General features: G+C 70.5%; 40 protein-coding genes. 39 read left to right on the top strand and 1 reads right to left on the bottom strand.

Features of this window, described 5'->3' with window-relative positions:
- Window positions 1-4: 4 nt before the first annotated feature.
- Window positions 5-1,492, top strand: coding sequence for a recombinase family protein (locus ACH4C6_RS14085; RefSeq protein ID WP_398108833.1), 1,488 nt, complete (start codon window positions 5-7; stop codon window positions 1,490-1,492).
- A gap of 4 nt (window positions 1,493-1,496) precedes the next feature.
- Here the strand turns inward: ACH4C6_RS14085 and ACH4C6_RS14090 are convergent, their stop codons facing one another.
- Entirely contained in the window at window positions 1,497-2,414 is a 918-nt protein-coding gene (locus ACH4C6_RS14090) for a helix-turn-helix domain-containing protein (protein ID WP_398108834.1), read from the bottom strand.
- 451 nt (window positions 2,415-2,865) lie between these two features.
- On the opposite strand from ACH4C6_RS14090, the gene ACH4C6_RS14095 reads away from it, so the two are divergent.
- The 38 genes from ACH4C6_RS14095 to ACH4C6_RS14280 all read left to right on the top strand — a co-directional run bounded on the left by ACH4C6_RS14095 (window position 2,866) and on the right by ACH4C6_RS14280 (window position 23,959).
- Window positions 2,866-3,447 (top strand): hypothetical protein, encoded by a 582-nt coding sequence (locus ACH4C6_RS14095; protein WP_398108835.1) that lies wholly within the window; start codon window positions 2,866-2,868, stop codon window positions 3,445-3,447.
- Entirely contained in the window at window positions 3,444-3,629 is a 186-nt protein-coding gene (locus ACH4C6_RS14100) for a hypothetical protein (RefSeq protein ID WP_398108836.1), read from the top strand. The genes ACH4C6_RS14095 and ACH4C6_RS14100 overlap by 4 nt, the downstream gene beginning before the upstream one ends.
- 188 nt (window positions 3,630-3,817) lie before the next feature.
- Window positions 3,818-4,075, top strand: a complete 258-nt coding sequence (locus tag ACH4C6_RS14105; RefSeq protein ID WP_398108837.1) for a hypothetical protein — start codon at window positions 3,818-3,820, stop codon at window positions 4,073-4,075.
- 85 nt (window positions 4,076-4,160) lie between these two features.
- Window positions 4,161-5,039: a toprim domain-containing protein gene (locus ACH4C6_RS14110; RefSeq protein WP_398108838.1), complete on the top strand. Its 879-nt coding sequence runs from the start codon at window positions 4,161-4,163 to the stop codon at window positions 5,037-5,039.
- Window positions 5,036-6,652, top strand: coding sequence for a YfjI family protein (locus tag ACH4C6_RS14115; protein WP_398108839.1), 1,617 nt, complete (start codon window positions 5,036-5,038; stop codon window positions 6,650-6,652). The genes ACH4C6_RS14110 and ACH4C6_RS14115 overlap by 4 nt, the downstream gene beginning before the upstream one ends.
- Before the next feature lie 177 nt (window positions 6,653-6,829).
- Window positions 6,830-7,360 (top strand): single-stranded DNA-binding protein, encoded by a 531-nt coding sequence (locus ACH4C6_RS14120; protein ID WP_398108840.1) that lies wholly within the window; start codon window positions 6,830-6,832, stop codon window positions 7,358-7,360.
- Window positions 7,360-7,806, top strand: a complete 447-nt coding sequence (locus ACH4C6_RS14125) for an HNH endonuclease (protein ID WP_398108841.1) — start codon at window positions 7,360-7,362, stop codon at window positions 7,804-7,806. Before ACH4C6_RS14120 ends, ACH4C6_RS14125 begins: the two co-directional genes overlap by 1 nt.
- Before the next feature lie 10 nt (window positions 7,807-7,816).
- Window positions 7,817-8,128 (top strand): hypothetical protein, encoded by a 312-nt coding sequence (locus ACH4C6_RS14130; protein WP_398108842.1) that lies wholly within the window; start codon window positions 7,817-7,819, stop codon window positions 8,126-8,128.
- Window positions 8,125-8,745: a hypothetical protein gene (locus tag ACH4C6_RS14135; protein WP_398108843.1), complete on the top strand. Its 621-nt coding sequence runs from the start codon at window positions 8,125-8,127 to the stop codon at window positions 8,743-8,745. The genes ACH4C6_RS14130 and ACH4C6_RS14135 overlap by 4 nt, the downstream gene beginning before the upstream one ends.
- A 41-nt stretch (window positions 8,746-8,786) precedes the next feature.
- Entirely contained in the window at window positions 8,787-8,996 is a 210-nt protein-coding gene (locus ACH4C6_RS14140; protein WP_398108844.1) for a hypothetical protein, read from the top strand.
- A gap of 125 nt (window positions 8,997-9,121) precedes the next feature.
- Window positions 9,122-9,283: a hypothetical protein gene (locus ACH4C6_RS14145; RefSeq protein ID WP_398108845.1), complete on the top strand. Its 162-nt coding sequence runs from the start codon at window positions 9,122-9,124 to the stop codon at window positions 9,281-9,283.
- Entirely contained in the window at window positions 9,280-9,516 is a 237-nt protein-coding gene (locus tag ACH4C6_RS14150) for a hypothetical protein (RefSeq protein WP_398108846.1), read from the top strand. Before ACH4C6_RS14145 ends, ACH4C6_RS14150 begins: the two co-directional genes overlap by 4 nt.
- Complete coding sequence (locus tag ACH4C6_RS14155; protein ID WP_398108847.1) at window positions 9,513-9,881, top strand: DUF6907 domain-containing protein; 369 nt, start codon at window positions 9,513-9,515, stop codon at window positions 9,879-9,881. Before ACH4C6_RS14150 ends, ACH4C6_RS14155 begins: the two co-directional genes overlap by 4 nt.
- Entirely contained in the window at window positions 9,878-11,218 is a 1,341-nt protein-coding gene (locus ACH4C6_RS14160; RefSeq protein WP_398108848.1) for a hypothetical protein, read from the top strand. The genes ACH4C6_RS14155 and ACH4C6_RS14160 overlap by 4 nt, the downstream gene beginning before the upstream one ends.
- A complete protein-coding gene (locus tag ACH4C6_RS14165) occupies window positions 11,215-11,361 on the top strand; it encodes a hypothetical protein (protein WP_398108849.1) in 147 nt (48 codons plus the stop codon). The genes ACH4C6_RS14160 and ACH4C6_RS14165 overlap by 4 nt, the downstream gene beginning before the upstream one ends.
- Window positions 11,362-11,369: 8 nt before the next feature.
- On the top strand, window positions 11,370-11,891 hold the full coding sequence (locus ACH4C6_RS14170; RefSeq protein WP_398108850.1) for a hypothetical protein: 522 nt from the start codon (window positions 11,370-11,372) through the stop codon (window positions 11,889-11,891).
- Window positions 11,888-12,313, top strand: coding sequence for a hypothetical protein (locus ACH4C6_RS14175; protein ID WP_398108851.1), 426 nt, complete (start codon window positions 11,888-11,890; stop codon window positions 12,311-12,313). The genes ACH4C6_RS14170 and ACH4C6_RS14175 overlap by 4 nt, the downstream gene beginning before the upstream one ends.
- 74 nt (window positions 12,314-12,387) lie before the next feature.
- Window positions 12,388-12,522: a hypothetical protein gene (locus ACH4C6_RS14180; protein WP_398108852.1), complete on the top strand. Its 135-nt coding sequence runs from the start codon at window positions 12,388-12,390 to the stop codon at window positions 12,520-12,522.
- A gap of 64 nt (window positions 12,523-12,586) precedes the next feature.
- Window positions 12,587-12,865, top strand: coding sequence for a hypothetical protein (locus ACH4C6_RS14185; protein ID WP_398108853.1), 279 nt, complete (start codon window positions 12,587-12,589; stop codon window positions 12,863-12,865).
- Window positions 12,858-13,052 (top strand): hypothetical protein, encoded by a 195-nt coding sequence (locus tag ACH4C6_RS14190; RefSeq protein WP_398108854.1) that lies wholly within the window; start codon window positions 12,858-12,860, stop codon window positions 13,050-13,052. The genes ACH4C6_RS14185 and ACH4C6_RS14190 overlap by 8 nt, the downstream gene beginning before the upstream one ends.
- A gap of 192 nt (window positions 13,053-13,244) precedes the next feature.
- Window positions 13,245-13,553 carry a hypothetical protein gene (locus tag ACH4C6_RS14195; RefSeq protein WP_398108855.1) on the top strand — a complete coding sequence of 103 codons (309 nt, stop codon included), beginning with the start codon at window positions 13,245-13,247 and terminating at the stop codon, window positions 13,551-13,553.
- 4 nt (window positions 13,554-13,557) lie between these two features.
- On the top strand, window positions 13,558-13,857 hold the full coding sequence (locus tag ACH4C6_RS14200; RefSeq protein WP_398108856.1) for an HNH endonuclease: 300 nt from the start codon (window positions 13,558-13,560) through the stop codon (window positions 13,855-13,857).
- Window positions 13,851-14,060: a hypothetical protein gene (locus ACH4C6_RS14205; protein WP_398108857.1), complete on the top strand. Its 210-nt coding sequence runs from the start codon at window positions 13,851-13,853 to the stop codon at window positions 14,058-14,060. Before ACH4C6_RS14200 ends, ACH4C6_RS14205 begins: the two co-directional genes overlap by 7 nt.
- Window positions 14,061-14,064: 4 nt before the next feature.
- Window positions 14,065-14,502 carry an AAA family ATPase gene (locus ACH4C6_RS14210; RefSeq protein WP_398108858.1) on the top strand — a complete coding sequence of 146 codons (438 nt, stop codon included), beginning with the start codon at window positions 14,065-14,067 and terminating at the stop codon, window positions 14,500-14,502.
- 249 nt (window positions 14,503-14,751) lie between these two features.
- On the top strand, window positions 14,752-15,027 hold the full coding sequence (locus tag ACH4C6_RS14215) for a hypothetical protein (protein WP_398108859.1): 276 nt from the start codon (window positions 14,752-14,754) through the stop codon (window positions 15,025-15,027).
- Window positions 15,020-16,486: a terminase gene (locus ACH4C6_RS14220; protein ID WP_398108860.1), complete on the top strand. Its 1,467-nt coding sequence runs from the start codon at window positions 15,020-15,022 to the stop codon at window positions 16,484-16,486. Before ACH4C6_RS14215 ends, ACH4C6_RS14220 begins: the two co-directional genes overlap by 8 nt.
- Window positions 16,483-16,659, top strand: coding sequence for a hypothetical protein (locus ACH4C6_RS14225; RefSeq protein WP_398108861.1), 177 nt, complete (start codon window positions 16,483-16,485; stop codon window positions 16,657-16,659). Before ACH4C6_RS14220 ends, ACH4C6_RS14225 begins: the two co-directional genes overlap by 4 nt.
- Window positions 16,656-18,002 carry a phage portal protein gene (locus ACH4C6_RS14230; RefSeq protein ID WP_398108862.1) on the top strand — a complete coding sequence of 449 codons (1,347 nt, stop codon included), beginning with the start codon at window positions 16,656-16,658 and terminating at the stop codon, window positions 18,000-18,002. Before ACH4C6_RS14225 ends, ACH4C6_RS14230 begins: the two co-directional genes overlap by 4 nt.
- Window positions 17,986-18,741 carry an HK97 family phage prohead protease gene (locus ACH4C6_RS14235; RefSeq protein WP_398108863.1) on the top strand — a complete coding sequence of 252 codons (756 nt, stop codon included), beginning with the start codon at window positions 17,986-17,988 and terminating at the stop codon, window positions 18,739-18,741. Before ACH4C6_RS14230 ends, ACH4C6_RS14235 begins: the two co-directional genes overlap by 17 nt.
- Before the next feature lie 67 nt (window positions 18,742-18,808).
- The gene (locus ACH4C6_RS14240) at window positions 18,809-20,059 is read left to right on the top strand and encodes a phage major capsid protein (protein ID WP_398108864.1); all 1,251 of its coding nucleotides are present in this window, start codon (window positions 18,809-18,811) and stop codon (window positions 20,057-20,059) included.
- A 44-nt stretch (window positions 20,060-20,103) separates the two neighbouring features.
- The gene (locus tag ACH4C6_RS14245; RefSeq protein WP_398108865.1) at window positions 20,104-20,493 is read left to right on the top strand and encodes a hypothetical protein; all 390 of its coding nucleotides are present in this window, start codon (window positions 20,104-20,106) and stop codon (window positions 20,491-20,493) included.
- On the top strand, window positions 20,493-20,720 hold the full coding sequence (locus ACH4C6_RS14250; RefSeq protein WP_398108866.1) for a hypothetical protein: 228 nt from the start codon (window positions 20,493-20,495) through the stop codon (window positions 20,718-20,720). Before ACH4C6_RS14245 ends, ACH4C6_RS14250 begins: the two co-directional genes overlap by 1 nt.
- Window positions 20,721-20,734: 14 nt before the next feature.
- The gene (locus tag ACH4C6_RS14255; RefSeq protein ID WP_398108867.1) at window positions 20,735-21,286 is read left to right on the top strand and encodes a head-tail connector protein; all 552 of its coding nucleotides are present in this window, start codon (window positions 20,735-20,737) and stop codon (window positions 21,284-21,286) included.
- Window positions 21,286-21,750: a hypothetical protein gene (locus ACH4C6_RS14260; protein ID WP_398108868.1), complete on the top strand. Its 465-nt coding sequence runs from the start codon at window positions 21,286-21,288 to the stop codon at window positions 21,748-21,750. The genes ACH4C6_RS14255 and ACH4C6_RS14260 overlap by 1 nt, the downstream gene beginning before the upstream one ends.
- A 25-nt stretch (window positions 21,751-21,775) precedes the next feature.
- On the top strand, window positions 21,776-21,994 hold the full coding sequence (locus ACH4C6_RS14265) for a hypothetical protein (protein WP_398108869.1): 219 nt from the start codon (window positions 21,776-21,778) through the stop codon (window positions 21,992-21,994).
- Between the two features lie 3 nt (window positions 21,995-21,997).
- Window positions 21,998-22,984 carry a phage tail tube protein gene (locus ACH4C6_RS14270; protein ID WP_398108870.1) on the top strand — a complete coding sequence of 329 codons (987 nt, stop codon included), beginning with the start codon at window positions 21,998-22,000 and terminating at the stop codon, window positions 22,982-22,984.
- Between the two features lie 7 nt (window positions 22,985-22,991).
- A complete protein-coding gene (locus ACH4C6_RS14275; RefSeq protein ID WP_398108871.1) occupies window positions 22,992-23,501 on the top strand; it encodes a hypothetical protein in 510 nt (169 codons plus the stop codon).
- 8 nt (window positions 23,502-23,509) lie between these two features.
- Complete coding sequence (locus ACH4C6_RS14280; protein ID WP_398108872.1) at window positions 23,510-23,959, top strand: hypothetical protein; 450 nt, start codon at window positions 23,510-23,512, stop codon at window positions 23,957-23,959.
- The last annotated feature ends 109 nt before the right edge of the window (window positions 23,960-24,068 follow it).

Genomic DNA, 24,068 nt, shown 5'->3' on the forward strand with positions numbered 1-24,068 from the left:
GGGCATGAAGACCACCCAGACGGGGGGCGCCCGGACGCGCGCCGTGATCTACTGCCGCATCAGCCAGGACCGCACCGGCGCCGGCCTCGGCATCGACCGCCAGCGCGAGGACTGCGAGAAGCTCGCCGCGCGCCACGACTGGCACGTCGTCGAGATCTACGTCGACAACGACGTGTCCGCGTACAGCGGGAAGAAGCGGCCCGGCTACGAGCAGATGCTCGCCGACCTCGACGAGGGCACCGCCACGATCGTGGTGGCCTGGCACACCGACCGGCTGCACCGCTCACCCACCGAGTTGGAGAAGTACATCGACCTGTCCGAGCGGCGCGGCGTGTCCACGCACACCGTGCAGGCCGGCGAGCTCGACCTGTCCACGCCGACAGGCCGGATGACCGCGCGGATCCTCGGCGCCGTCGCCCGCCAGGAGTCCGAGCACAAGGGCGAGCGCGTCGCGCGGGCCCGCAGGCAGAAGGCCCTCGCGGGCGAGTGGATGGGCGGCATCCGCCCGTTCGGCTGGGGGGTGCCCACCGGGGAGATGCGCACCAGGGTCGACCGGAAGACCGGCGAGGAGGTCGTCGAGCCCGCGCTCGACATGCTGCGAGCCGTGCCCGAGGAGGCGGAGGCCCTGCGCTACTGGACGGACCAGATCCTCGCGGGCGCCTCGATCCGGTCGCTGGTGAAGTGGTGCGCCGACAAGGGCATCACGACGACCCGCGGGAACCCGGTCACGCACACCGACATGCGCGACATGCTGCTGCGCCCCAGGAACGCCGGCATCGCCGTGTACCGGGGCGAGGAGGTGGGCCGCGGGAAGTGGGAGCCGATCGTCGACGAAGCGAAGTACCGGGCCGTCGTCGCGATCCTGAAGGACCCGGCCCGCGTCACGACTCCGGGCGCCTCCCCGAAGTGGCTGGGATCCATCCTGTTCCGGTGCGGCCGCGGCGACTGCCCGCACTACGTGTACGTCACCCAGTCCGGCGGCCGGTCGTACCCGAGCTACCGGTGCCAGACCGGGCACGGCGGCGGCCGGCGCGCCGAGGTCGTCGACCAGTACGTAGAGGACGTCATCGTCGAGCGGCTGTCACGGCCCGACGCGCACGACCTGCTGCTGCCCGGCCCGGACGACGTGGACGTCACCGCCCTGCAGGCGGAGGGCGAGCAGATCCGGCAGCGGATGCGGAACCTGGCGGGCATGTACGGCGCCGGGCAGATCGACGACCTGCAGTTCGCGGAGGGCACCGACACGGCGCGCGCGCAGTTGGAGGGCGTGACGAAGCAGCTGGCGCGCGCGGCCACGCGGGATCCGCTCGCGGGCCTGGTGGGGCAGAAGGACGTGCGGAAGGCGTGGAAGGCGCTGGGCCTGGAGCAGCAGCGCAACGTCCTGCGGTCGCTGGTCACGGTGACGCTGAAGACGCCGCGACCGGGGCGGATGCCCGACGGCGGGTACTTCGACTACGACGCCGTCGTGTTCGAGTGGAAGCGAGGGGGGTGAGGCGTTACCCCTTTGCCCTCTCAGCGTGGCCCCCGGCCTCCTTCTTAATCCTTGTCGCCCGCCGGCGCTGGGGAGCGCCCTTCGTGGGCTCAGGCTGCTTCAGATAGGCCAGCTCTTCCGGAAGGTCGGGCGGCACGAAACCGTGCTTATCGAACTCCGCCAACACCTCGCGCGCAGACTTCTCGTCATCGACTACATGCTTTCGCCAGTACTCCACCGAGTGCTTCTTCTGGCCGTATGACAACTCTCCCTTGCGCGCTCGGGCTAGTTGCTCAACTGCATCCTTTTGCAGCTGACGGAGGCGCTCCGCTTCTTCCATGAGTAGCCTGTACTCGTCCGAGGTTCGATTCTCTGATTCTTCACGAGCCTGGATGTTCGCTTCTCGAACGGTGAGCACTCGCTCCATTTCACGCTCCGCCGCCTCCACCTGCTGTTTAGCGGCCTCTGCCGCATCGCGGACCGCGTCAAGATCGGCCTCGGCCTGTGCTAGCTGCTCCTTGCTATTGACGAGGATCTCTAGCATCGGGATCAATCCACGGCAGATCTCCATGGCATTTTCTTCCTCGGCAACGAATTCCCAGCCAGGCTTCGGATAGGCCTCTCCGGAAAACCACTGCGCCCAATCGTAGGTCTCGTCGACGCGCCCCGGGAGCCCCTCGCAGGAATGCTCGTAGCCCACGGGAAACACGAGCTCCATGGGTGACACTTTGAGCGCGGCGGCAAATACCAGCAATTCCGCCACACTCACGTTGGCGCGCCGACCGTTCTCAAAATTGGCAATCACTGACCTTTGAATCGGCATGCCTAGCTTCTTGCATTCATCCGCCAATTGCTGGGCGCTCATTCCACGTCGGGCCCGATGTCGCCGCACCTCGGCGGCAACCTGCACGGCGAATCGCTCTGGCCAACCCTGTTGTGTCATGGCAGCACAGTACGACACGCCTTGACACGCAGCAAGACAGCCCCTCATGCTGTGACGCAAGTGCTCAACGGCTCACCGGAGTGACACGCCATGACACAAGTCGGCACAGAGGCGCACACGCTGACACGAGAAGAGTTGCTAGCCCTGCCTGCCAGCATCGACATCGTGACGGCTGGACGTGCATTCGGCGTCGGACGCACCACCGCCTACGCCCTGGCTCGTAACGGGGAGTTCCCGTGCCGAGTCATCCGGGCCGGTCGCGCCTACCGCGCAGTCACCGCCGATCTTCTCCGGGTGCTTCACATCGCGCCGGAGAGCAGCGACGGCGCCGGGTCTAGCCACCCGACGCCGTCTGACGAGAACGCCCTTCACCACCAGCGCTAACTAGCAAGACGGCGACACCCGGGGTCTAGCCACCCCATTGGTGCCGCCGCCGGAAAGAGACGTCTCAATGACCCACGTTACGGCAAAGGCGCCGTCACACCAGACCGACCAGCGCGAGTCCGAAGCCACACGGGCGCACCTCACCGAGCAGCACGTCGACCGGATCATCGGCGCGCTGGACGCCGAGAACGCGGCGTACCTGCCGCAGGTCACCAGCGAGTGCGACCGGCTCGGTCTCACGCTCAAGCTCACCGACGCCACGCCCGATGGCCTGACCCACATCGAGGTCATCGACGGCCGCCGGACCTTCATTGCCGTGGCTGGCGAACTGGCTGTCGCCCTCGACGACCTCCGCGGCACCGGCCGCTGCGTGACCTGCTCCAACGAGCTGGACAGCACGGCCCTCGTCTACTTCGACGGCTACAAGGACCTGCTCGGGGACCCGATCAAGATCTGCGTCCCCTGCAGAAACGGGCAGAAGGTGAGCCGCGCGCTCGCTGCCCTCGCGGCCGCCAAGCAGAACGTCGACAAGGACACCGCCGAGTGCCTCGACGCCCTCGCCAACCTGATCAAGGCCGAGGGAGACCCAGACGCCGTGTTCGCCTGGCTCATCCCCACTCTCACCGAGCGGCGCGGGGGTCGCTCGTGAGCAGCACGACCACTACCGCGGCGGCCGAGGACACCCTCGGCCGCCCGGCCCGGCCCGAGCGCCCGGCCGGCTACTGGGAGCGCATCGACCGCATCGTTTCTGCCGCTCCCCCGCTCTCAGACGATCAGCGTGCCCGCATCCGCGCCGCCTTCCACCAGCCCGCCATGCGGGAGGCGGCGTGAGCGAGGAGCCGCGGCCCGAGTGCCGTCACTGGATCGGCGCCGAGAAGCGCCACTGCCGAGCGGTCGACGGCGTCCGCCGATTTCTCCCGGGACTCCGCTGTCCCGATCACACTCCCCTCGCCCTGCGAGGGCTGCCCGAGATCCCGCCCGGCCCCGGCTGGCCGGCTCACCGCGCTTAAGGAGGCGACGTGAACGAGCGATCCCCCGGCCAGTGGCCCGTCGACCGCCGCGTCGACCTCGACGCACTGGAGCCGCAGACCGACGACCAGTTGTACGTGCAGCGCGCCGCCGAGCGGGCCCTGCACGAGATGGTCCTCGACTCCATCCGGCACGACCTGGAGCAGCAGCCAAGCCCGCTGACCGTGCTCACGGTCGCGCGGAACTGGTGCAGCCGCATCACGGCGGCCGCCGAGGAGATCGCCCGCACGAAGCGAAGTACCGCCTGAGCAGCTGGCGGGCGCCGCACCTCCCCCCGCGGCGCCCGCCAGCACCCCACGAACCACTGATCCAGCTCGTAGAAGAGAGCAGTTCGTGACCGACGCAATCGCCTTCAACCGGCTCGCGGATCTCCTCCGCGACAGGGGCGAGCCCACGCGCTACCAGGGCGGCAAGCTCCGCACGCGCGGCATCTGCCACGGCGGTGACTCCCCCGACACCGTCGCCATCACCCGCACCAACGAGGGCGTCGCCGTCTACTGCCACAAGTGCGAGGGCAACGAAGACTTCCTCGCCGAGATCGGCTGGACCCTGGCCGACCTGTTCGACGAGCCCCTCGAGCGGTCGCGCGACCGGCCGGCGGACGACACCTGGATCCCGTGCCGTGACCGCGGCAAGGACAAGGGCGGCCCCGGGCACAAGCGCGTCGCACAGTACCTCTACCGCGACGCGAACGGCCGAACCGTCCACGGAGTCACCCGCTGCGATCACAAGGACTTCGCCCAGTGGCGACCCGACCCGGCCGCGAAGTCCGGGCGCCGCTGGTCCCTCAACGACCCGCAGGGCAACCGGCTCGTGCCGCTGGTCCCGTACCGGCTGCCCGAGCTGCTCGCCGCGAGGGAAGCCGACCGGGTCATCTGGGTCTGCGAAGGGGAGAAGGACGTCCACGCGCTCGTCGACCACGGCCTGGCCGCCACCTGCAACGCGGGCGGCTCCGGAAAGTGGACCACCGAACACGCCCGGCACCTCGAAGGGGCCGACGTCACGATCGTCGCCGACCGCGACGACAAGGGCCGCGAGCACGCCCTCGCCGTCGTCGAGTCCCTACGCGGCCTGGCGCACTCCGTGTACGTCGTCCAGGCCAAGACCGGCAAGGACGCCGCCGACCACTTCGCCGCCGGCCACAAGGACTCGGAGTTCATCCAGGTGTGGGCTCCCGTCCCGTACCCCGGCGACCCGGCGGTGAGCGCATGACGGCGGCACCGAACTGGGCGCCCAACGTCGAGGCCCCGTCCTGGGACCGCGGCGTGCACCCGGAAGACGTAGAGGGCTGGGATGAGCCGATCCCGCTGGAGCCGCCGCCCGCGCCGCCGCTGGACGCGTCCAAGCTGCGCGGCGTCGGCGCCATGGCTCAGGCCGTCGCCGACAGCCTCCAAGTGCCCGTCGACCTGCCCGCGTGGCTCGGCATGGCCGTCGCCTCCACCGCCATCGGCGGCCGCCGCACGGTCAGCCCGAAGCCCGACTGGGTCGAGCCCGTCACCCTGTACACGATGCCCGTGGCCGCGCCCGGCGAGATGAAGTCGCCGGCGCTCGGCCTCATGGCGAAGCCGGTGTACGACGAGCAGAAGCGACGCCGCGAAGAGGACAAGGCTGCCGTCGCCCGGGACCAGCAGGACCGGCGCATCGCCGAGTCGATCGTGACCGATGCCGAGAGCAAGGTCATCAAGGCCAAGGACGCGGACGGCCGCAAGAAGGCGCGAACCGACCTCGACCTGGCGCGCGACGAGCTGGAGGCCCTCGGCGAGCCGAAGGTGTACACGCAGCTCATCGCCGACGACACCACCCCGGAGGCCGCCACCGACGTCATCGCCGAGCAGGGGGAGCGCCTGGCCGTGCTCTCCACGGAGAGCTCGTTCCTCGGCAACGTCGGCGGCCGGTACTCCAAGAACGCCAACCCCGAGATCGTGCTGAAGGCCTGGAGCCACGAGCCTCACGCGGTAAACCGCAAGAGCGGCCGCACGCTGCTGCTGGAGCGCCCCAACCTGTCCCTCGGTCTGGCAGTGCAGCCCGGCTTCCTGACCGGCATGGGGGAGACCGGCGACGTCTTCGAGGCCCGCGGCCTCATGGCGCGCTTCCTCTTCTCCATGCCCGTCAGCCGTGTCGGCGACCGGGTGTACGACACCGATCCCATCCCGGGCGAGGTGCGGCAGACGTGGCACGAGGCCATCACCGCGATGATGACGGCGATCTGGGACGACACCGAGTACCGGCAGATGGACCTCGACGCGCACGCCCGTGCATCCTTCCGGACGTTCTGGGAGGCCCTTGAGCCCCGGCACAAGGCGCACGGCGACCTCGCCGCCATCGAGGGCTGGGCGAAGAAGCTGCCCGGGCAGGTCCTGCGCCTGGCCGCGGTGCTGACGCTCATCGAGGATCCATCGGCCTTGACCGTTCCCGGGGACGTGATGGATGACGTGGTCTCCCTCGTGCCGTACCTGATCGCGCATGCCCGGCTCGTGTCGGACCTGATGTCCGCCGAGCGGCAGTCGAAGCTCGGGCCGGCGCGCGCGGTCCTCGACTGGCTGCGCCGAAAGATCGCGGACGAGCAGATCGTGGGCCGCTTCTCGGCGAACGACGTCGAGAAGGGCGTGCGCGGACAGGGCTGGTGCACGGAGATGGCGGACGTTCACGACGCGCTGGACGTCCTCGTGCGGTCCGGCTGGCTCCGGCAGATCGACCCTCCGGAGCGCAAGGAGGGGCAGCGAGGGCGTCCGCAGAAGCCGCGATACGTCGCGCACCCCGACGTCTCGGGCGTCGACCGGAGCCGGGTTATTTCCATTAATTCCATGCCCCGGGGAGCCGCGTAAGGGGCCCGGAGTTACTTCCAGGATCCCTATAAAGCTCATTTTTCAGCCAAACACTACTCTCCGTAACCGGAAAAGTAACCCTGTGTGCACCACAGGCGCCACCATCCACACCCCTCACCTGTACGGCCGCATGGAATTAATGGACGAAAGTCCGGGCGGCCAGAGAAGGAGCCCGCCATGGCAGGCGAGACCGTCATCACCGTCGTCGGCCACCTGGTCGACGACCCCGAACTCCGCTTCACCCCGGCCGGCGCCGCGGTCGCCAAGTTCCGCGTCGCCTCCACCCCGCGCGTCTACGACCGCCAGACGAACGAGTGGAAGGACGGCGAGAGCCTGTTCCTCACCTGCTCCGTGTGGCGGCAGGCCGCCGAGAACGTCGCCGAGTCCCTCGCCCGCGGCACCCGCGTCATCGTCCAGGGCCGCCTCAAGCAGCGCTCCTACGAGGACCGCGAGGGCGTCAAGCGCACCGTCTACGAGCTCGACATCGACGAGGTCGGCGTAAGCCTCGCCCGCGCCACCGCCACAGTCACGAAGAACCCGGCGGGCGGCAGCACCGGCAGCCGTGGCAGCGCACCCGCGGACGACCCGTGGGCGAACGCGAAGCCCGCCAACGGCCAGCAGCAGGGCGGCGGCTGGGGCAGCACCCCGCCCGCGCAGCAGCAGCCCGCCACGCAGGGCGCCGGCCACTCCGAGACGCCGCCCTTCTGATGCGCGCCTACCTGGAGGTACCGGCCTCGCATCCGGACGGCTTCAAGACGGTCCTCATGGACATCGAGGACTACGAGCGCCTCAGCCCACGGACGCTCAGCATCGGCAGCCACGGCTACGCACAGATGTGGACCGGCGTCACGGTCGCCCTGCTGCACCGCTGGCTGATGGATGTGCCCAGTGGCACCGGATATCGCCTGATCGTTGACCACATCAACCGCGACCCGCTCGACTGCCGGCGCTCGAACCTGCGCCTGGTCACCCCGACCGAGTCGAACCTCAATCGCTCGATACCCGTCCGCGATCTGCCGGTTGGTGTGTACCGGACGCGGACCGGCAGGTACCAGGCGGCGCTGAAGCGCAACCGCAAGATCACGCACCTCGGCACCTACGACACCCCAGAGCAGGCGGCGGCCGCAGTCGAGGCCGCTCGACCCGCTGCGTGAGGAGATCGACGTGACCCCCAACGAGATCCAGCTGCTCGCCGTCGGGTTCGCCCTCGGCGGGTGGACGGTGGCCATCTGGCAGATGGTCCTCGACGTGCGGCAGGCCGAGCGCAATCTGGCCCGCTCCGAGGAGGCCCGCCGTCGCGCGGCCGCCGCCCGCTTCCTGGCCGGCTTCCGCCTGTACCGGATCCAGAACCGGCCGCGCGCCGCCGAACCGCACCCCGCCGAGGTGCTCGAAGCGTCCGTCCGAGACCTCGAGCTGAAGGTGTACGACGGCCTGGACCGCGTCGAGGACGCCGCCCGCCGGGACGGTCTCCTGTGAGCACGTGCGAGCTGTGCGGCAACGCCACACGTGGCTACCTGTGCACCCGACACGGGGACGAACTGGCCAAGAACCTGCTCGACCTGCCCGGGCTGTACGCCGAGGTCGGCGAGTGCTTGGTGCCCCGTCGGTCCGCCTTTGGCGACATCATCCCCGCGCGCGGTTCGGCCGGCCCCCGGTCGCCGATCAATGAGGACGTCGTCGACACAGTGAACTGGGGTCGCGCTTACGAGGTGATGCGGTCGTGGCGTGAGGACGTTCGACGGGTGCGCTGGCCGCATCGGGGGGCACCTCCGCCCGGCGGGCTTGCAGAGGACTGCCAGTGGCTGGCGCGGCAGCTGGAATGGATCACGGCGGCCTACCCGGCGGCTGGGGATCTTGCGCGCGAGGTGGGTGACCTGAAGCGTGCCGCTGAGTCGGTGGTGGGTGCGCTGGAGCCCAAGCCGCAGCGACTCGGCACGTGCGTCGCCGTCGACGGCGAGGGCGTCGTCTGCGGGGCCGTCATCACCCGGCTCACCGGGCAGACGCGGGTCCAGTGCAGGTGGTGCTCCTACGTCTACGACTCGGAGCGGGACTGGCTGCTGCTCCTGCACTTCCAGCCGAAGGCGTCGGCGTGACCACTGGAATAGCACAGGGGGGGTGTGCTAACCTCGCAGAGGTGGAAACGCCCCCCTGGCGGGACCGCCTCCGTGCCGAAGATGAGTTGCTGGAACAGCTCGGCGAACGCACGGAGCAGGCCCGCAGACGAAGGGCTCAGGCCCTAAAGGAAGGGGTTCAGGAGTTCGGCAGTGTCTACGCGCTGGCGAAACACCTGGGCCGCAGTGAGACCGCGATCTTGAACGCGGTCAAAAAGTACACAACCGAATAGCGGAAGCCGGAGCAGCAGCTCCGAGGTGCTGGAAACACCCCGAGCGCGCGCACCGCTCCGGCTCCCTACGCAACCAGGTGCTGGAACACCTGGCCACTTGCCCACGAGAGAGTCGGAGCCTCCTCATGGACCACCAGAACCCTAGCGCGCCGTCGTGCGCGCAGGTCAGCCTCACCCGACGCATCATCGCCGCCGGCGTCATCCGCCGCACCCCGGGCCGCACCATCACCGTGCGCGTCACCCAGGCCGGCGCCACCGGGATCATCACCAAGCAGGTGACCCGATGATCCACACCCCTATCCACAGTGTGGAAAACCCCGGCCCCACCCCCCTGCGGACCTACGCCGTCGACCTGGTCCACCTGGACCTCGACACCGAGCTGCGCATGGCCCGCGAGGCGCTCGCCACAGCCGACGAGGCGGACATCCACACCCACCACGACATGCTCCGCGCCGCGGTCGATCTTGCCATGCGGACGCGCACCCTCATCGCAGCCGTCGAGGCCGGTGAGGGCCAGTGAGCACCGAGCCCCGCACGGTCGACGTGCACCTGCTCGTCACCAAGACCCTGCAGATCGACGAGCCCGACTGGTGCGCCGGCCACGACGACGACCGCGCCCAGTTCAAGCCCGACATCACCCACTACGGGCCCGAGCACACCATCACCGCCGGCGGCTACCCGCTCTTCCGCGCCATGCTCGCCCAATCCCCCTACGCCGAGATCACCCCGCGCACCCTCGGCCTGTACGTCGAGCAGCAGGACCTCACCGGCTCCTACACCCCCGACGAGGTCGAGGAACTCGCCGACGCCCTCGTCGAAGCCGCTACCCGGCTGCGTGCCCTCGGCCGCGAACTCGACGCGCTCATCGAGGGGGGCGACCAGTGAGCACCCTCACCGCCTGGGCGCAGGCCAACCCCGTCGTCACCGTCGGCGCCGCGCTGCTGCTCGCCGCCGCCCTCGCGCTGCCGCTGCTGCGCTCCCGGCGTACCCGCACCAGCGAGCGCACCCCGGTCGCCGTCATCGTGGCCGCGCTCGGCGCCCTAGGCTGCACCGCCTACAGCGCCGACACCTCGTGGCGCTTCGCCGAGCACGAACTGGGCATGGCCTCCCTCGAGGAACGCTCCGCCCTGTTCGCCGCCGCCGAACTCGCCCTGTTCGCCTGCGCCCTCATGGCACGGCAGAACCTGCGGACCCAAGGAGCCCCGGGTACACCCGCTGTACTCGTGTGGGTGATCACCGGAGTACAGGTCATCCCGGCGTACTCCGAGTCCGGGTTCGTCGGCGGCACGGTCCGCGCGGTGGTCGGTCCCGTACTCGCCGCCCTGCTCTGGCACCTCGCCATGGGCATCGAGCTGAGGCACACCAAGCCCGACGCCGAGTCGACCGCGCTGCCCGCTGTGCTCGCCCGTGAGGTACGCGAGCGGCTGCTGTCCCGGCTCGGCCTCGCCGTGCGCGACCGGTCCGCCGAGCAGATCTCCCGCGACCGCGCCACGGTCAAGGCGGTCGCCCTGGCCGCGAAGCTGGCCGAGATGAAGCCAGGTCAGCGCGGCCGTGCCCGTGTGGAGCGGCGCCTGTCGGTGGCCGTGGGCAAGGCGCAGGCCGGCGCGTCCGAGGAGCAGAAGCACAAGCTCCTCGACCTGCTCGCCGCCCGACGGCACTCCGCGTCCCTGGCCACCATCGACCTTCCCTCGCCGTGGCAGACCGAGCCCGAGCCGGTCGTCGAGTACACGGCCCCGGTCACGGTCGAGGTGTACCCGGAGCCGACAAACGCCGTACCCGCAGGGGCGCGGCTGCTGCCGATCGTCGCCCGGCCCGAGCCGAGGCAGTACCGGCTGGACTCGTTCCGCGAGGAGATGATTCCGGTCGAGCCGCCTGCCGTACTCGCCGCGGAGCCGCCGCGTACCCGCTCCGAGGTACACGCCGAGTACGTACCCGAAGAGGTCTGGAAGGCCGACCACGAGTACCTGATGCGGACCGAGGAGGCCGCCGAGGAGGGCAACCCGGCGCAGGACGACCCGCTCACCGAACTCGGCCTCGGCTGGGCCGCCGAACAGTTCCAGGACGAGCTGCGGGCGGGCGTCATGCCGTCGATCCGCGCCATCAAGGAGCGGCTGCGCGTGGGCCAGAACCGGGCCAAGGAGATCCAGGACGGCTTCAAGCAGGGCCAGGCCGCATGGCGGCTCGCCCAGCCCCAGCGCCCGGTCCCGCTGGCCGGCCAATGACCCTCGCCGCGTTCTTCGCCGGCTCCGCGCTGGTCGCCCTGTTCGGGCTCTGCGCCGTCGCGCTCCACGACGTCCCCCGTATCACCGGGACCGTCGCCTTCATCGTCACCCTCGCCGCCCTCTACGCGGCCCTCGTCCGATAGGACCCGCAATGCCTCCGCTCGACATCCCCGCCTACGGGCTCGTCTCCCTCGGCGGCGTCACCGTCGGCCTGTCCCTCGCCGGGTGGGACGTGACCCGCTGGTTCGCCTCCCACAAGAAGCGGTTCACCCTCAAGGCCCTGCGCCAGCTGCTGCCGTTCCTCGCGTGCATGGCCTACGGCACGCTGCTCATCCTCTCGGCCGGCGGCATCATCGGCGCCGCCGCCGACTGGTCGCTGTGGGGCACCAACCAGGTCGGCGAAGCCATCCTCGTGTACGGCGTCGGCGGCACCTCGCCGAACGTCACCCGCTCCTCGTTCCTCGCGCTCACGCCGGGCGGCCACGCGGTCGTCATCATCGCCACCGTGATCCTGGTCGCCGTGGCCTCCCGCCGCGGCTTCCGGCTCGACTTCGTGCGCGGTGTCCTGGCCGGGATCAGCCTCGGCCTGGCGTCCAGCGTCGCCGGGCTCGCCGGGTACGTCCTGGCGCCCGTGGTGAGCTACCTCGGTGACCTCGTCGCGGGGCTGGTGTGAAGGCCGGCCAGGCGGGCCGGACGCTCGCCCGCGGCACCTGGTTCTCGTTCGAGGCGTGGGCACGGTGGCTGTCCGGCGCAAGCCACAAGGACCGGTCCGGCGTCGTGCGCCTGGCGGTCGTCGTCGTGCGGCTGGTGCTGTCGCTGCTCGCCGCGATGTTCTACGCGGGGACGCTGACCTACGCCCCGCACCTGATCTACGCGGCCCCCGTCGTGTGGGCGGTCACCGCGTGGCACATGTCCGATTCGTCCGCCACTCCCCCACCGCTCCCACCCCGCCCCTCCTGCCGCGAATGCGCAGGTCACGAGCTTGTCGGCGGAACCCCTTCCGAACCCCAGAAGGGGATGTTGATCTACACGGTCGCCGACCCTGAGCGGCCCAACCACACCCACGTACACGTCGAGCACAGCTCCGACGCATAGCCCCGGGGCGGCCCGCGCCTGGCAGCTACCGGCCGCCCCGGTCCCCATCCCAACGAAGAGACAGGACCGCCATCATGGCACTCGGATTCAAGAAGCCGATCAAGAAGACCGACCCCCGCCTTCAGGGCCACGAGACGACCTACCAGGCGAGCCGCGGCGGGCACTACCCGGAGCCGAAGAAGCCCGTGCCTGGCAAGCCCAAGAAGTAGCCCTAGAGGCGCCGGCATTGAGCCCCGCGCTTGCACCGCGGGGCTCCTGGGGAGGGAACGAAGCATGACCGACGTCGAGGACATCAACGAGCCGGCAGGGACGGCCGAACTGCGGCGCCTGCAGGACAAGTACCGCAAGCAGAACATCGCCAACGACCGCGCGCGAGAACTCATCGAGGAGGACATCAACAGCGGCCGCTACAGCGACGAGCAAGCCGACGAGATCAGCCGCTCCTTCGAGGAGTCCTGCCGCGAAGTCCTCGACCGCATCCATGACGAGATCGAAGCGCACCGTAGGCGCTACAACCTGCCCAGCACGGCGTCACAATGGACCGATGAATGACGCACCGCCCGGCTACTACGGCACCCGCGACGTCGCCCGGGCCCTCGGCATCGGCCCCGCCGGCGTCCGCAAGCTCGTCCAGCGAGGTCAACTCCGTCGCGCTGGCGGCACCGAGCGGCGCCCCTGGTACGCCGCCCGGGACGTCGCAGCGCTCACCGTGAAGCGCACAGCAGTGAAGGCGGCTTGACCGCAGGTCAGGCGCGTGTCACGATCCCGGTGTACAACTGTGCCCTCAGTCGGCACCACAGACTCACGGCGAAGCCCCAGCTCGGTCCCCCCGGCTGGGGCTTCGACGTGTCACAGGACGGCCACACCGACCCCGCAGGCTCGCCAGGCAGAGCATGATGCCCCCTCGGCACCGAACACCACTGGGGGGACCATGAAGACCCGCACAGCCGCCTGCGCCGCCCTACTCGCCCTCGCCGCCATCACCAGCTGCAGCAGCGACACCAAGGCCGACCCGGCCGCCTGCAAGGCCGCCATGAAGGAGCAGTTCGCCGAAGCCATCGCCAGCGGCAAGGAAGGCAGCCGCCCCGACGCCTGCGACGGCATCGACGACAAGACCCTGCAGAAGCTCGCAGGCGAAGTCATCGGCGACGAGACCGGCAAGGAGCTGGAGAAGTCCCTCGACGACATCGAGGCCTCCATCGACGCCAGCCTCGAGGACCTGGAGACTGCAGCACCCTGACCCCGTGGAGGTGGCGCCCGTGGCCGGCAACCCCCGCAACGGGCGCCCCTACCGCCGCCTCACCGCCTGGCTCCGCGCCCAGCGCCTACCCTGCTGGCTGTGCGGCCACAACATCGGCTACGACCTCGACCCGAGGCACCCGCTGTCCTTCACCCTCGACCACGAACAGCCGCTCTCACGCGGCGGCGCACTCCTCGACAAGGCCAACGCCCGCGCCGCACACCGCCGCTGCAACTCCGCCAAGGGCAACCGCACCAGGCCGTCACCCACCGTGGCGCCACAACGAGCATCACGGAGGTGGTGACCATGCAGAGCCTCATGGGAGCTGCAGAGCTCCGACGCCTTGCCGATGCCCTCGACCAGCTCAGCGAGACGACCAAGCAGACCGGCGTCACGCTTTGCGCCTACGGCACCGACCACATCGAGGTCAACGGCATCACCCTCGCCCTGCAGACCGAGCAGGCCGGAGAGGGCACGCGCTACCTTGTCGACCTATCGGGACAGTGACGCCGTGCTGTACGTCGTCACCGGCCCGCCGGCCGCGGGGAAGTCCAGCTGGATCGACGCGCACGCCAAGCCCACCGACGTGGTCATCGACCTCGACCGCATCACCACCGCGCTCACCGGGCCCGGCGCACCGCAGTGGAACCAGCACCCACTCGCCCTCAGGGTCGCGCACCGCGCCCGGTACGCCGCCATGGACGAGGCCTTCCAGCTCCTCGACCAGCTCGACGTCTACCTGATCCACACCATGCCGAGCGCCAAGCACATGGCCAAGTACAAGCGGCTCAAGGCGCGCGTGATCGTGGTCGACCCGGGCGAGACGGTCGTCATGCAGCGCATCGAAGCGATGCGGGACCCGGGCATGCAGCGGGTCGCAGCCCGCTGGTACAACGCCCGGCGAGGCAAGCCGCGCGAGGCCATGCCGCAGACCTCACGGGCCTGGTGACCAGGGGTCACCGAGGGCAACGACGCGGCGTGATGAGCCGCGGGGGAGCCCCGGCCGATCGACGTGATCAAGCTCGGCCGGGGGAGAGTGGATCAAAACTTCAGGGCCGGACCGGGCGACCCAAACGCCCTTGTCGCCCGATTTTTTGCGCGGCCCGATCCACTCGCTAATCACCGCGAACTCGGTTCGGCTGAATTAGCAGACCGTCACTGTGCGTGGCGTGACGCTCCGTGACGGCCGGAGGTGATCATGAGCGTCGCCGACAAGATCGCCGCCGAGATCACCGATCTTGAGGCCGAGTCGACTTCGCCGGGAATGGCGGCCGTCGCCCTCGACCTCGCCAAGGCCATCGACAGCACGAACGTCCCCGGCGCCAAGGCCCAGGCGGCCCACCAGCTCCGGGCGATCATGGCCGACCTGCGCAAGCTCGCGCCCGTCAAGGTGAAGGGGGACGCGGTCGATGACATTGCTGAGCAGCGAAAGAAGCGCCGTGAGGCCGCCCGCGAGCAGGCCGCCGGTGGCTGACGACGGCCCCGTGTACGGCTGGCAGGAGCCGCCGATCCAGGTCGCGCCGCCGGCGGTGTCCACGGCGGGCCAGGAGGCGATCGACCTGGCGGCCCGGGCCGGGCTGGTGCTGGACCCGTGGCAGCAGCACGTGCTCCGCGTCGGCATGGGCGAGAAGCCGGATGGGTCGTGGGCGTCGTTCGAGGTCGCGGTGAACGTCCCACGCCAGAACGGCAAGGGCGGCATCATCGAGGCCCGCGAGCTGTGGGGCCTGTTCATCGGCGGCGAGGAGCTCATCCTCCACAGCGCGCACGAGTTCAAGACGGCGAAGAACGCGTTCAAGCGGATCGAGCGTCTCATCCGGCAGACTCCTGACCTGCACAAACGCGTGAAGACGTACCGGCAGACGGTCGGCGAGGAAGGCATCGAGCTGCACACCGGCCAGCTGCTCCGCTTCATCGCCCGGTCCAAGGGCTCGGGCCGTGGCTTCACCGGGCACTGCAACGTGATGGACGAGGACATGATCCTCGGCGACAACGAGATGGACGCGCTGCTGCCGACGATGGCGGCCGTGCAGGACCCGCAGATCTGGTACCTGGGCAGCGCCGGCATCGGTGCCCCGTCCGTGCAGCTGGGCCGTCTGCGGCGCCGCGCGCTGGCCGCCATCGAGGCCGGCGCCCCGGACCCGTCGCTCGCCTACATGGAGTGGTCGGCGCAGCCGCACCTGGACGAGTGCCCGCAGGACTGCACCGAGCACGACGACGCGGCCAGCGACCAGGCGGTGCTGAAGTCCAATCCCGGCGTCGGCTACCGGCTGACGCTGGAGAAGGTGGCGCGCGAGCGGGCCACCCTCAGCAGGGAGGGCTACGCGAGGGAGCGGCTCGGCGTGGGCGAGTATCCGGCCGACGAGGCCGACACCTGGCAGGTCATCGGAGAGGACGCCTGGCGGGCCCTGGCGGCCGCCGAGTCGGAGCCGTCGGACCCGGTGGCGTTCGCCATCGACATGACCCCGGAGCGGTCGCACGCGGCGATCGCCGTGGCGGGTGAGTGGCGGGGCGGCACGCACGTCGAGGTCGTCGACCACCGGCCCGGCACCGGCTGGATCCTGGAGCGGGCCCGCGAGCTGCACGAGCGGTGGCAGCCCCGCTGCTGGGTCATCGACGGCGCCGGCCCGGCCGGGTCGCTCATCGCCGACCTGGAGGAAGCGCTGGGCGTCGAGGTGGTGCAGCCCAAGGGCCGGGACGTGGCCGCGGCCTGCGGCCAGTTCTACGACGCGGTCACCGAGCAGACCCTGTCGCACCTGGACCAGGCGCCCCTGGCGGCGGCCCTGGCGGGCGCGCAGAAGCGCACGCTGGGCGACGCCTGGGCCTGGGCCCGGCGCATCGTCTCCGTGGACATCAGCCCGCTGGTGGCGGCGACGCTCGCGAAGTGGGGCCTCGGCGTCGAGGTCGAGGAAGAAAGGCCGCCGATCCTGTGGTGAGAACGCGTCTGCTGTACGTGCTGGAAGTCGTCTTCGCCCTTGCCATCCTGTTCGGCGTTGCCCTCATCCATGTGCCCGCGGCGCTCATTCTGGGCGGCCTGGCGGGCGTCGTGGCCGTCGAGCGGGCCCTGTCTGTGCCATCGCCGGCACCCCGTAAGGAGGCGCGGTCATGAGCCTGTTCGGCCTGTTCGAGCGTCGCGCCTCAGTGGAGAACCCGGCGGTACCGCTCACCTCGACCAGCCTGCTCAGCCTGCTGGGAGGAGCGGCCGGCGAGTCGGGGGTGCAGGTCACCGAGACCAGCGCCCTGCACATGCCGGCGGTGTGGCGGTCCGTCGCGGTCATCGCCAACGTCGCAGCCGCGCTGCCGTTGCACACCTACACGGCGGGCACCCGGGACCGGGCGACGGTGGCGCTCCTCGAGGACCCGCACCCGGAGCTGACGAAGTTCGAGCTGTGGCGGCTGGTGTACGTGCACCGGCTGCTGTGGGGCAACGCCTACCTGCAGAAGGTGCGCAACCGCGCGGGAACCGAGGTCGTGCAGCTGTGGCCGATCCGGCCCGACCGGGTGAAGGTCGACCGTGAGCCGCCGAGCGAGGACAACCCGGGCGGCAAGGTGTTCTGGATCCAGGACGACAACAAGGTCCGCCAGCGCCGCACGTCGAAGGAGATCCTGCACCTGCCCGCCCTGGGCTACGACGGCATCACCGGCTGCTCGCCGATCCGGGCCGCCGCCGAGGGCATCGGTCTGGGCCTGGCCGCCGAGAAGGCCGCAGCCCGGCTGTACGGCTCGGGCAACATGATCTCCGGTGTGCTGCAGACCGAGCAGCGGCTGAACCGGGAGCAGGCCGAGCAGCTGAAGGCTGGCTGGAACGCCAAGTATTCGGGGTTCCACGCGGCGAATGACGTTGCTGTCCTTGACGCCGGGGCGTCGTTCCAGCCGGTGACGATGCCGTACAAGGACTCCCAGTTCCTGGAGAGCAGGCAGTTCCAGGTCGTCGAGGTGGCCCGCATGTTCGGCGTGCCGCTGTTCCTGCTGATGGAGACGCAGAAGTCGACGTCGTGGGGCACGGGCCTGGAGCAGCAGGCGCAGGGCTTCGTGACCTGGGACCTGGCCCCGACGTGGCTGACGCCCACCGAGCAGCGCGTCACCAAGGAGCTGCTGCCCGCGAACGTCTACGCCAAGTACCAGCTGGGTGGCCTGCTGCGCGGCGACAGCTCGGCCCGAGCCACGTTCTACCGGGCGATGCGCGACACGGGCGCGTTCTCCGCGGATGACATCCGCGACCTCGAGGACCTCACGCCGATCGGCGGCCGCGAGGGCGGCATGCGGCTGCAGCCCACCTACATGGCGCCGCTGGGCAGCGACCCGCTCGCCGACCAGGCGGCGCCCGCCGGCGCCGAGCCCGACGACCGGGCGGCCCGCGCTGCCCGCCACCTGGCCGCCGCACACCGACTACTCACCCCCGAGCCCGAGCCACCCCGCGAGGAAGGCCGTGACGATGACCAACAGGAATGAGGAGCGCCGCGACCTCACCCTGGCGACGGCCGGGGTGCAGCTGCGCGCGGCCGGCGACGACCAGGGCGTGCGCGGTTTCGACGGCCACGCCGCCGTGTTCGGCCAGCGCACCGCGATCGGCAACCCCCTGACCTGGGGCTTCTACGAGGAGATCGCGCCGGGCGCATTCACCAAGACCTTGGGCGAGGGGGACGCGCGGTTTCTCGTCGACCACGACACCCGCCTGGTCGTCTCCCGCGTCTCAGCCGGCAGCCTGCGCCTGGCGCAGGACGCCGTCGGCCTGGCCGTCGACGCCGACCTCGACACCCGCCTCTCCTACGTCGGCGACCTGGTCGTGAACCTGGAGAACAAGAACATCACCGGGATGTCGTTCGGGTTCCGCACCGTCAAGGACGACTGGGAGTCGGTCACCGTCCAGACGTCCGAGGGCGACATGGAGGCCGAGCTGCGCATCATCCGCGAGGTGCAGCTGTTCGAGGTGTCCGCCGTGACGTTCCCCGCCTACGAGGGCACCGACGCAGCGCTGCGCTCCGTCGGTGTGGCGCTCGCCGCGCGCGGCGACGCCGAGGCCTTCGACCGCCGGGCCGCCCACCGGCCCGAGCTACTCGACTTCCGCCACGAGCCGGCCGCCACGGCGGCCACTCGGGGCAGCGACGCAACCCAGCCGGGAGAGACCACTGGGGGCCGTCAGGCGAGGCAGATGGAGCTGCTCGCCGCCCGCTACCGCCTGGCGCGGTAGGCGCACCCACACCCATCCCCCCAGCCCCTGCCGATTCGGCGTGGGGCCCTTCGTGCTGGAGGCACGCATGCCCACCCTTCAGACCCTGCTCGACCAGCGAGCCACCGCCTGGAACAAGGCCACCGAGTTCCAGTCCCGCGCGGCCACCGAGGCGGAGATGTCCGCCGAGGACCGCTCCGCATGGGACGCCGCCCTGGCCGACGTCGAGCGACTGTCCGCCGACATCGAGCGCGAGGAGCGCCACCAGCGCCTCGCGAACGTCGACTACACGCAGGTCATCCAGGCCACCCAGGAGGCCGACAACGAGCGGCACGGCGGCGAGGACCGGGCCGCGGCCTATGCCGACGCCTGGCGCTCCTGGATGCGCGACGGCACCAGCGAGCTGTCCAGCGAGGAGCGCGCCGCCCTGCGCACCGGCTGGGTCGACGGCAAGGAGCTGCGCGCCCAGGGCGTCGCCACCGGCGCGGCCGGCGGCTACCTCGTGCCGCCCGCCTTCCGCGCCAAGATGGTCGAGGCGCAGAAGTTCTTCAGCTCCATGCGCGACGTCGCCGAGGTCATCACCACCGAGACCGGCGCGACCCTGCCGTGGCCGACGAACGACGACACCGCCAACGTCGGCGCGATCCTCTCCGAGAACACCCAGGTCACCGAGCAGGACGTGACCCTGGGGCAGGCGGACATCGGCGCCTACATGTACACCTCGAAGCTGGTCCGCGTCAGCCTCCAGCTCCTCAACGACAACGCGTTCGACATGGAGTCGTGGCTGGCCCGCAAGCTGGGCGAGCGCATCGGCCGCGCCCAGAACGCCCACTTCACCACCGGCACCGGCACCAACCAGCCCGAGGGCGTCCAGACCAACGCGGTCATCGGCAAGACCGGCACGACCGGCCAGACCACGTCGGTCACCTACGACGACCTGATCGACCTCATCCACTCCGTGGACCCGGCCTACCGCCTCGGCGGACGGGCCGCGTGGATGATGCACGACACCACCCTGGCCGCCGCACGCAAGCTGAAGGACGGCCAGCAGCGCCCGCTGTGGGAGCCGTCCGTCCAGGTCGGCGTGCCCGACAGCCTCCTGGGCTACAAGTACACGATCAACCAAGACATGCCCGTCATGGCGGCCAACGCCAAGGCGATCCTGTTCGGCGACTTCTACGCCGGCTACCTCATCCGCGATGTGCAGGACGTGCAGCTGCTGCGCCTGGCCGAGCGGTACGCCGACTTCCTCCAGGTCGGGTTCCTCGCGTTCGCCCGGACCGACGGCACGCCGCAGGACACCGCGGCCTACAAGGCCTACCGCAACTCCGCCACCTGATCCGGCCCCGGCCACACCGCCGACTCACAGGAAGGGACGCCCTCATGGCGACCAGCCCGAAGAAGGAGACCCCCGACAGCGGGGTCCTGCAGGACAAGCCCAGCGCGGCCGCGGCCCGGCACGGCGACCACGACCGCATCGTCATGGCCTCGCGCCGCGCCGACGGCTCGATGGACCAGATCAACCCGGAGTTCATCGGCGACAAGGACGTCGCGATCGCCGCGGCCAAGGAGCAGCTCGCCGTACAGGCGGTGTCCGCCGTCGACGTCGCCGCGCGCGGCGTGAGCGCGGGGCCGGCCGACGACGGCACCGGCTCGTCCGAGCCGGACGCCGACGTCGCGGCGCTCAAGGAGGCGCACGACAAGGCCAAGGAGACCGCCGAAGCTCAGGCCGAGCGCGAGGTCGAGCGGCTGCACCAGGGCCTGGGTGAGTGATGGCCCGCATCCGCCTGCTGACCAGCGTGGCGGGCGAGGGCTTCTCGTGGCGCGCCGGGGAAGAAGTCGACCTCCCCGGCGCCGAGGCGGCGAAGTGGGCAGACGGGGTGCGCGCCGAGCTGGTGCGCACCGACCCCGTCGAGACGCCCGAGCAGCCACCCGCCGCCGAGAGGGCCGCCCGTCGTCCTGCCCGCCGCAAGGCCGCCGCACCCCGCGGCACCGAGTAGGAGAGGGGGCGGGCATGGCACTGGTGACGCTCGAAGAGGCCAAGCGGCAGCTGGACATCACCACCGACAGCCACGACGTCGAGCTGCAGGTGTACGTCGACGCACTGGCCTCCGTGATCGAGGGCTACGTGGGCGTCGTCGAGCAGCAGGAGTTCACCGACGTCCTCACCGGCGGCGGCGCCGCCCTGGCGGTCCTGCACCCGCCGCTGGTGTCGGTGACCTCCCTCGCCGGCGGCCTGGGCCAGGCCGTCGACTACCCGGCCGACACGCTCGACGTGAACGGCCCGGCCGGCACCATCGGCCGGACCAACGGCTGCGACTTCCCGGCCGGCCGCTACACGGTGACGTACACCGCGGGCCGCGCCGCTGTGCCGCCCACCATCAAGCTCGCCGCACTGATCCTGCTGCAGCACCTGTGGCGCACCCAGTACGGGGCGTCCCGGGTGCCGTCCGGCGGGGGCGACGACTACAACGTGACCGAGCCGATCCCCGGCTTCGGCTACGCGGTGCCCAACCGGGTGCTGCAGCTGCTGGAGCCGTTCAAGCTCCCGCCGGGGGTGGCGTGATGCTCACCTCCCGCGTACCAGCGGCGGTGGACGCGCTGCTGGCGATCCTGCGTGATCGGCCCGCCCTCGCACAGGTGGCGATCGTGGACGGCCCGTCGGCGGTCAACACGACCGACAAGCGCCGCATCCACATCGGCTGGTCGCCGAGCGGCGAGTCGGCGGTCGCCCTGCAGCAGGCCTTCAACGCCGCCGGGGCCCGCACCCGCGACGAGGCCCTGACCATCACCGGCTACGCCGAGGCGCGGGTCGGCGAGAAGGACATGAAGATCGCCCGCGATCAGGTGTTCGCCCTGGTCGGCGAGATCGAGCAGGCCCTGCGCGCGAGCGGCGCGGAGCCGGAGGCGCCGACCCTGCGCGGCACCGTGCTGTGGGCGCACCTGACCACCGGCGACCTGCAGCAGTACGTGAGCGACGGCAGCGTCGCGGGCGTCGAGTTCACGGTGACCTGCCAGGCCCGTATCTGATCCACCCCATCCGAAGGAGTTCGCCATGGCGCGTGTGCGCTACGTGGGGCCCGAGCCGGTCACCGTGCCCGAGCTGGGCCGGGCCGTCGAGCCGGACGAGGTCGTCGAGGTGCCGGACGGCCGGTACGAGGGCTACGTCTGCCAGCCCGCCAACTGGGAGGCGGTCGAGGAGCCCAGGCCCGAGGAGATCGAGACGGCGGCGCTGCCGCTTCGCAAGGCGGCCCGGCCGCAGAAGGAGGGCTGATCCATGGCGATCGGATCCGGGCTCGGTGCCCAGCTGGGCATCGCTGCCGAGACGACCTACGGCACGTTCGTCGCGCCGGCCAAGTTCATCGAGTTCACCAAGGAGAGCCTCGCTCTCAAGAAGACCACGGCGCAGTCGGCGGGCATCGCGGCCGGGCGGCTGATGGCGCTGTCGTCCCGCCGGGTCGTCACCCGCCGGGAGGTCGGCGGCAGCATCGACCTCGAGGTGACCAACAAGGGCATGGGGCTGCTGCTCCAGGCCCTGATGGGTACCAGCGTCACCCCCGTGCAGCAGGGCGCCGGACCGGCCTACCTGCAGACGCACACCCTGGCCTCCGTCGCGGGCAAGTCGCTGACGATCCAGAAGGGCGTGCCGCTGACGACCGGCACCGTGACGGACAAGACGTTCGTCGGCTGCAAGGTCACCAGTGCCGAGTTCTCGTGCGGCATGGGCGAGATGCTCACCTCCACGTTCGAGGTCGACGGCAAGGACTGCGACGAGTCACAGACCCTGGCTGCCGCGTCGTACTCGAACATGGCGCCGTTCCACTTCGGGCAGATGGCTCTGAAGACCGGCACGTACTCCTCGGAGACCGCGCTCGACGGCATCCGCAAGGTGTCCTGCAAGATCGAGCGGCCCCAGGACGTCGAGCGCTACTACGCCAACCAGTCGGCCCTGAAGAAGGAGCCGATCGAGAACGACCAGGTGAAGATCACCGGGAACATGGAGACCGACTACACCGGCACCGCTCTGGACGACCTGCACACCAGCGACGGCGCGACGTCCCTGGTGTGGGAGTTCGTCGGGCCGCTGATCGCGGCGACGTTCTACGAGACGTTCCGCATCACGCTGCCCGCGATCCGGCTGGACGAGGGCCCGCCGACCGTCGACGGGTTCGGTGTCGTCAAGCCCACGTTCAACTTCACCGCCCTGTACGACGGCACGAACCTGCCGAAGATCGAGTACATCAGCACCGACGCGACGTTGTGAGGCTGCGGTGGCCAGCGTCCGCATGATCGGCACCGGCCAGCTGCTGGAGTTGTCGGCGCGGCTGCGGCGGGCCGGCAACGACAACATCCGCGCCAGCTTTCACCGTCGTATCCGCCGGGCCGCCGAGCCGCTGCGTGATGACCTGCAGGGCACCATCCGGGGCCTGGCCATCACCAGCGAGGGCCGCAAGGCGGGCAAGCGCGGCGGCCCGTCGCCGACCAGCCGCCCGCTGCGCGCATCGATCGCCGCGGCCATCCGGATCAGCGTCCGCACCGGCGGAAGCCCGGGCGCCACCGTGTGGCTCGACCGATCCCGCCTGCCCGACGACATCCCCGTCGGCCTGGTCAACCGGATCAACGACGGCCGGATCCGGCACCCGGTGTTCGGCAACCGGCGCCGCTGGGCCCAGCAGAACGCCGCCCCCCTGTGGTGGGACAAGACCGTGCGCGCGCATCAGCCGCGCATCACCCGTGAAGTGGCGCGCGTCGTGGATGACGTGCGCCGCCGCCTGGAATAGGAGCAGCCTTGATCATCGAATACTCGCCCGAGGGCAGCGAGCCGCAGGTGTTCGACGCGGGCCGGCTGCGCGCGTCTGAGATCCAGGTCATCGAGCGCACCGCCGACGGCCGCTGGCCGCTGATCAAGCAGGCCATGAGCGACGGCGACATCGGCGCCCTGCGCACCGTCGCCTTCGTCATCAAGAAGCGCAGCGAACCTGCGCTGCGGTTCGCCGACTTCGACCCGTTCGAGGGTGAGCTGCGTGCCCGGCTCGACGCCCGCGAGGTGCGCGGCTACGCCGAGCGGATCTTCGCCAAGTACGGCCAGTCCCCGGACGATCTGGCCGAGGCGTTCGACGAGCTGCGGGACGCGGCCGCCGACCGTGAGGCGTGCGAGCAGGCGATCGCCGACGTGACGGCCCCAAAAGCCCCGGAGCCGGACGAGGACCAGACGAGCCCAGCTTCACCGAACGCGTAGAGAGCTACCTGCCGCTGTTCGCCTTTTACCTGCACCTGTCCCCGGCCGAGGTCGACGCCCTGACCGAGGAGCGCTTCGAGGTGCTCGCCGCGTGGATCGACAACCACCA

The organism is Streptomyces sp. NPDC017943 (assembly GCF_044328425.1).
Lineage (GTDB): Bacteria > Actinomycetota > Actinomycetes > Streptomycetales > Streptomycetaceae > Streptomyces > Streptomyces djakartensis_A.

Excerpts from the sequence above, each read along its gene's own strand:
- ACH4C6_RS14085 (WP_398108833.1), top strand. The coding sequence starts at position 5 with ATGAAGACCACCCAGACGGGGGGCGCCCGGACGCGCGCCGTGATCTAC.
- ACH4C6_RS14090 (WP_398108834.1), bottom strand. The coding sequence starts at position 2,414 with ATGACACAACAGGGTTGGCCAGAGCGATTCGCCGTGCAGGTTGCCGCC.
- ACH4C6_RS14095 (WP_398108835.1), top strand. The coding sequence starts at position 2,866 with ATGACCCACGTTACGGCAAAGGCGCCGTCACACCAGACCGACCAGCGC.
- ACH4C6_RS14115 (WP_398108839.1), top strand. The coding sequence starts at position 5,036 with ATGACGGCGGCACCGAACTGGGCGCCCAACGTCGAGGCCCCGTCCTGG.
- ACH4C6_RS14120 (WP_398108840.1), top strand. The coding sequence starts at position 6,830 with ATGGCAGGCGAGACCGTCATCACCGTCGTCGGCCACCTGGTCGACGAC.
- ACH4C6_RS14125 (WP_398108841.1), top strand. The coding sequence starts at position 7,360 with ATGCGCGCCTACCTGGAGGTACCGGCCTCGCATCCGGACGGCTTCAAG.
- ACH4C6_RS14145 (WP_398108845.1), top strand. The coding sequence starts at position 9,122 with ATGGACCACCAGAACCCTAGCGCGCCGTCGTGCGCGCAGGTCAGCCTC.
- ACH4C6_RS14150 (WP_398108846.1), top strand. The coding sequence starts at position 9,280 with ATGATCCACACCCCTATCCACAGTGTGGAAAACCCCGGCCCCACCCCC.
- ACH4C6_RS14165 (WP_398108849.1), top strand. The coding sequence starts at position 11,215 with ATGACCCTCGCCGCGTTCTTCGCCGGCTCCGCGCTGGTCGCCCTGTTC.
- ACH4C6_RS14170 (WP_398108850.1), top strand. The coding sequence starts at position 11,370 with ATGCCTCCGCTCGACATCCCCGCCTACGGGCTCGTCTCCCTCGGCGGC.
- ACH4C6_RS14180 (WP_398108852.1), top strand. The coding sequence starts at position 12,388 with ATGGCACTCGGATTCAAGAAGCCGATCAAGAAGACCGACCCCCGCCTT.
- ACH4C6_RS14185 (WP_398108853.1), top strand. The coding sequence starts at position 12,587 with ATGACCGACGTCGAGGACATCAACGAGCCGGCAGGGACGGCCGAACTG.
- ACH4C6_RS14190 (WP_398108854.1), top strand. The coding sequence starts at position 12,858 with ATGAATGACGCACCGCCCGGCTACTACGGCACCCGCGACGTCGCCCGG.
- ACH4C6_RS14195 (WP_398108855.1), top strand. The coding sequence starts at position 13,245 with ATGAAGACCCGCACAGCCGCCTGCGCCGCCCTACTCGCCCTCGCCGCC.
- ACH4C6_RS14215 (WP_398108859.1), top strand. The coding sequence starts at position 14,752 with ATGAGCGTCGCCGACAAGATCGCCGCCGAGATCACCGATCTTGAGGCC.
- ACH4C6_RS14230 (WP_398108862.1), top strand. The coding sequence starts at position 16,656 with ATGAGCCTGTTCGGCCTGTTCGAGCGTCGCGCCTCAGTGGAGAACCCG.
- ACH4C6_RS14235 (WP_398108863.1), top strand. The coding sequence starts at position 17,986 with ATGACCAACAGGAATGAGGAGCGCCGCGACCTCACCCTGGCGACGGCC.
- ACH4C6_RS14240 (WP_398108864.1), top strand. The coding sequence starts at position 18,809 with ATGCCCACCCTTCAGACCCTGCTCGACCAGCGAGCCACCGCCTGGAAC.
- ACH4C6_RS14245 (WP_398108865.1), top strand. The coding sequence starts at position 20,104 with ATGGCGACCAGCCCGAAGAAGGAGACCCCCGACAGCGGGGTCCTGCAG.
- ACH4C6_RS14250 (WP_398108866.1), top strand. The coding sequence starts at position 20,493 with ATGGCCCGCATCCGCCTGCTGACCAGCGTGGCGGGCGAGGGCTTCTCG.
- ACH4C6_RS14255 (WP_398108867.1), top strand. The coding sequence starts at position 20,735 with ATGGCACTGGTGACGCTCGAAGAGGCCAAGCGGCAGCTGGACATCACC.
- ACH4C6_RS14260 (WP_398108868.1), top strand. The coding sequence starts at position 21,286 with ATGCTCACCTCCCGCGTACCAGCGGCGGTGGACGCGCTGCTGGCGATC.
- ACH4C6_RS14265 (WP_398108869.1), top strand. The coding sequence starts at position 21,776 with ATGGCGCGTGTGCGCTACGTGGGGCCCGAGCCGGTCACCGTGCCCGAG.
- ACH4C6_RS14270 (WP_398108870.1), top strand. The coding sequence starts at position 21,998 with ATGGCGATCGGATCCGGGCTCGGTGCCCAGCTGGGCATCGCTGCCGAG.